3 protein-coding genes are annotated in these 4,287 nt (G+C 60.2%); all 3 read right to left on the reverse strand.

Translation table 11 applies throughout. The features are described from left to right. A partial coding sequence (locus tag ACMNAY_RS04705; RefSeq protein ID WP_418718570.1) for a LacI family DNA-binding transcriptional regulator occupies positions 1 to 1,041 on the reverse strand: 1,041 nt, incomplete at its 3' end. Positions 1,042 to 1,256: 215 nt separating this feature from the next. Then, a complete protein-coding gene (locus ACMNAY_RS04710) occupies positions 1,257 to 2,057 on the reverse strand; it encodes a class B sortase (RefSeq protein WP_418718571.1) in 801 nt (266 codons plus the stop codon). 234 nt (positions 2,058 to 2,291) lie between these two features. Next, on the reverse strand, positions 2,292 to 4,049 hold the full coding sequence (locus tag ACMNAY_RS04715; RefSeq protein WP_418718572.1) for a hypothetical protein: 1,758 nt from the start codon (positions 4,047 to 4,049) through the stop codon (positions 2,292 to 2,294). Positions 4,050 to 4,287 lie beyond the last annotated feature (238 nt).

The raw sequence follows: 4,287 nt of genomic DNA on the forward strand, positions 1-4,287 counted from the left end.
GGGGGTGGCTTCCAAAAGCACCGTTTGCGCCGGCTGCCGCTTTTCGATGCAGCGCAAAAGCAGCTTGACGCTGGTCTTTGCGATCTGGGCGGCGGGCTGGACCATGGTGGCCAGCTGAGGGTTGTAGAACCGGGCCATGGGGATGCCGTCGAAGCCCAGCACCGAGATGTCTCCCGGAACGGTGAGCCCCGCGTCCAGAATGGCACGGGCCGCGCCGATGGCGGTCACGTCACTCATGGCGAACACCGCGCTCACCCGGCTGCCGCTGTCCAGAAAGGTCTTCATGGCGGTGTAGCCGCCGTCCATGCTGAACTCCGCCTGCAAAAACCGGTCGGGGCCGAAGGGGATGCCGTGGGCCTCAAAGCTCTGGCGCGCGCCCTCCAGGCGCATCTTGCCGGGGCTGGAGCGCTCGGGGTCGGTGCCCAGCACCAGGATGTCCCGGTGGCCCCGCTCCACCAGATAGTCGATGGCGGCGCTGCCGGCGGCCTTGTCGTCCACGCCCACCATGGAGAGGTTCTCGAACCGAAGCTCGTCGCTCACGGTGGTGGCCAGCACACAGGGCAGGTCGATCTTGTCGAACCCTTTGCGGAAGTTGCGGCTGTCGCCTCCCAGAAAGATGATGCCCCGGGGTTTCAGCTCCCGGCACACCCGCTGGGCGGCGGCCACCTCGTCGGCGGTCTCGCCCACATACTCCACAACGCCCTCGTAGCCCGCTTCGCCCACCAGCCGCTGCAGTTCCACCAGCATGTCCGCAAAGAACAGGTTGGAGGTGCCGCGCACGATGAAGGCCACGCTCTTGGCCTGCTGGCGCTTGAGCTGACGGGCGTTGGCGTTGGGCACAAAGCCCTTTGCCGCCACGATGGCGGCGATGCGGCGCTTGGCTTCCTCGCTCACGTCCGGATGGTCGTTCAGCGCGCGGGAGACGGTGCTGATGGCGTAGCCGCTTTCCCGGGCAATGTCCTTGATGGTCAAAACGGCGTCGCCCTCGCTTTCCCGGCGGAATACTGTTCCAAAAACGTTGCCGGAAACGTTTTCAAGCAAGTTTATTATAGCGCCCGGACCCGCTGTTTGCAAGGGAAAAAGGTCATTTTCATCAGTATGCAAGCGGCGGAGAAAAAATTCTTGTGCAAATTGACGCATAAATGCCCTGCGGCTTGTCATACCCTTGTAACCATTCCGGGGAAATGACAAAAAAAGCCCCGCCCGGGGCCGAAAGGCCCGGGCGGGGCGGGAAACAAAGGGTGCAAAGAAGCGCCTTATTTCACCTTCTTGGCCACCACAACGAAGCGGCCGTTCTCCACGTGCTTGGAGCAGGTGGAGAGGGTGAGCAGGGTGTCGCCGTACTCGGCGGTCACGCCGGTGTCGTACTCGGCCAGCTCCTTCACGTTGGAGACATAGTCGTTGAACTCTTCCTCGTTGGCCGCGTCAAAGAACTTGTAGTACTTGAAGCAGGTGTCGGTGGTGTAGTACACCTGGGAGTAGAAGGCGGCCATCAGCTCGTACTCACCGGTCTCGTAGATGGTGTCGAAACGGATGGTGGAGTGCTCCTTGCCGTACTCCTCGTCGGCGTAGAGGTACAGCTTGCCGAACATGGTGCCGTCGTTCATGTCGTGGCCGTAGATCATCTGGTTAGCCGTGACCTTGTCGATGCCGGGGTCGCAGTTCTCGTCCAGGAACAGGGTGCCGCCGGTGGCGTAAGCGCCGTCAAAGCCCAGCCGCAGGTACTTCTCGTTGTTGCCGGGGGTGCGGACCACGGGGTAGTCGATGTCGGTGCCCTCGATGCGCAGCCAGCCGATCATGTCCTGGTTCTGCTCGTAGTAGGGCGCGTAGATATTCAGGATGCCGTCCTCGTTTTTGGCCCAGGGGTCGGGGGTGGGCTCGGTGCCGACCGTGGAGGAAGGGGCGGCATCGGAAGAAGAGGGCACGGAGGGCGGTTCGGGCTGGCCGCCGCCCAGAGCCTGACGCACCATCAGGCCGCCGAATACCAGGAAAAGAAGCAGCGCCACACCGAAACACACCAGAGGCAGGTGGCGGAGAAGGAAGTCTTTGATCTTCATGTAACGATCTCCTTTAGGGATCTTGGCGACAGGCAAAGAAGGAGCGCAGCCGGCGGAGCGGGTGCACCGGGCCTGTTCGGCCATTCTACTTTTTAACAATACTTATTATAAAAGTATCTCACTGCTTTATCAAGGCGAAAATTGCTGAAAATCGAGCAAATGCCCTAAATTTTGCCCGGGCATGAAAAAACGCAGGCCGCCAAAAGGCGGCCTGCGTTTTAAGCCAAGGGGGAATTACTCTTCGCGCTTGCGGGTCACAAAGCCCAGGCCGGCGAAGGCCAGGCCCGCCAGGGGCAGCACGGCCAGGCCCACAGCCCCGGTCTTGGGAGTGGAGTCCAGCACCTGCGCGGGGGCCGGGGTGGCAGTGGGGCTCGGAGTCCAGGGCTCCTCAGGCTTCGGGGTGGGAGCGGGCTTCAGGCTGAAGGTGCCGTTGCCGTTGTCCTGCAGGCCGGCGTTGCCGGGGTCGGTGACTGTGGCCGAATCGCCGGTGGCGACCACTACAGGAACGAAGCTGGGGATGGAGCTGTTAAAGGTGACGCCAGAGCCAAAACCCAGCTTAACGTCGTTGCCGTTCATCCCGGCGCTGTTTTCCATGTAAATGCCGGTGGATTTCTGGCCTTCGAACACCAGGCTGACGTTCGGAGCCACGGTGATGCTGGCGCCCTTGTTCGGGTTGCTCACGCTGCCCACGTTGCGACTGTCCACATTGATGCCGTACCAGGAATTGGCGCCGGTGACCACGTTCAGCCCGTCATTCACCGTGACCGCAGAGGCGCCCACGATCAGCGGGGCGCCACCGTAGGAGGCGGCGTTGTCCAGTTTCAGGCCGCTGAGCTGCACGCCCTTGGCGTTCCAGACGTTCAAGGTGTGGTTGTTGTTGGCGCCGGCCTTCAACGTGCCGTTTTTCAGGGTGACGTTGTCGGCGGTGATGTCCACCAGATGGTTATTATTGTTGTTGGCGTCCTTCTGGAATTTGTCAGAGGCGCTGACGGTGAAGCCGCCCAGGTCGATGACCATGCCCGGGGTGTTGATGGTGAGCATACTGTCCAGGGTGGCGTCGGCCTTGAGGGTCAGGGTCTTCTCGGTGGTGGCGGCCGCCGCGGTCGCCGCTTCGGCCAGAGAGTAGTAGTCCTTGCCGCCCACCGTGGCCACAACGGGCAGTTTGGTCACGTCGTATTTTCCGGTGCTCGGGTTCAGGGTGGGGGCAAAACCGTCCGCCAGGAAATCGGCGGGAACCACATTGGAGAAGGTGCCGCCGGAAACGGTGATGTTCGCGCCGCTTACCGGCACATTGAAAGTGCCCTCGTGTTTGACGTTCACGATGGTGAGCACGTTATTTTCCGCGGCGGTCTGGTCGTTGGTCGTCGTGTCGCGGGTGTACTCGATCTTGCCGGTGATGGTGCCGGTGGTGTTCACGGTGACACGCACACCCCCGGGATAACCGCCGCCGGGCCAATAGTAAACATCAAAAGCAACGCCGCCGGTGGGGGCTTTGATGCTGGTGCTACCGGTGATCTGGGTGTTGCCGAAGTTGTTGGAGAGCACATACTGAGAACCCGTGAGAGCGGTGCCATCCAGGTCGACGTTCAAAAGGGTCAGGTTGCAGTAATTTTGGATCAGCATCTGGCAGGTCGAAGCGGTGCTGGTGAGCTTGCCGTTCTGGAAAGCCACCGTCGAGTCCCGCAGCAACTGAAAGCCGGTGGTCTCGGTGCCGGACGAACCGACTGTATTTTCGCTTACGGTATAGGTGTGACCACCCAGGTCAAAGGTGATGCTGCGGTTGCTGGGGACGATCACGCCGCCGCCGGAGGCGTTGTCCAGCAGCTTGATGGTGGTGGGGGTGTTGTCGGTGACGGCGTCCACCGCCTCCTGCAAGGTGGCATATTCCTTGTCACCAATCTTGGCCACATTGCCCTCAGCGGATACTGCCATGGGCAGCGCGCACAGAGCCAGGGCAGCCACGGTGAGAAGAGCTGCGAGTTTCTGTTTCATTTTTTCTCCTCCTTAATTTTTTACAGCATCGCGTCCGCTCCCCGCAGGCAACGATACCATTTCAACATACATATATGGCATATTTTTCCATAAACTTCAGTGGGTTTTCTTGCTCTTTTTTCGCAAATTGAGACAAAATCTTGCAAAAGCGCGACAAAATGCGGATCTGCGCACACAAAAACATCGCAAAAACATAATAAAACTGTGTTCAGAATTGATTATAAACAATTATATTGTG

The sequence above is a fragment of the Candidatus Allofournierella merdipullorum genome (assembly GCF_048426865.1).
GTDB classification, from domain to species: domain Bacteria; phylum Bacillota; class Clostridia; order Oscillospirales; family Ruminococcaceae; genus Allofournierella_A; species Allofournierella_A merdipullorum.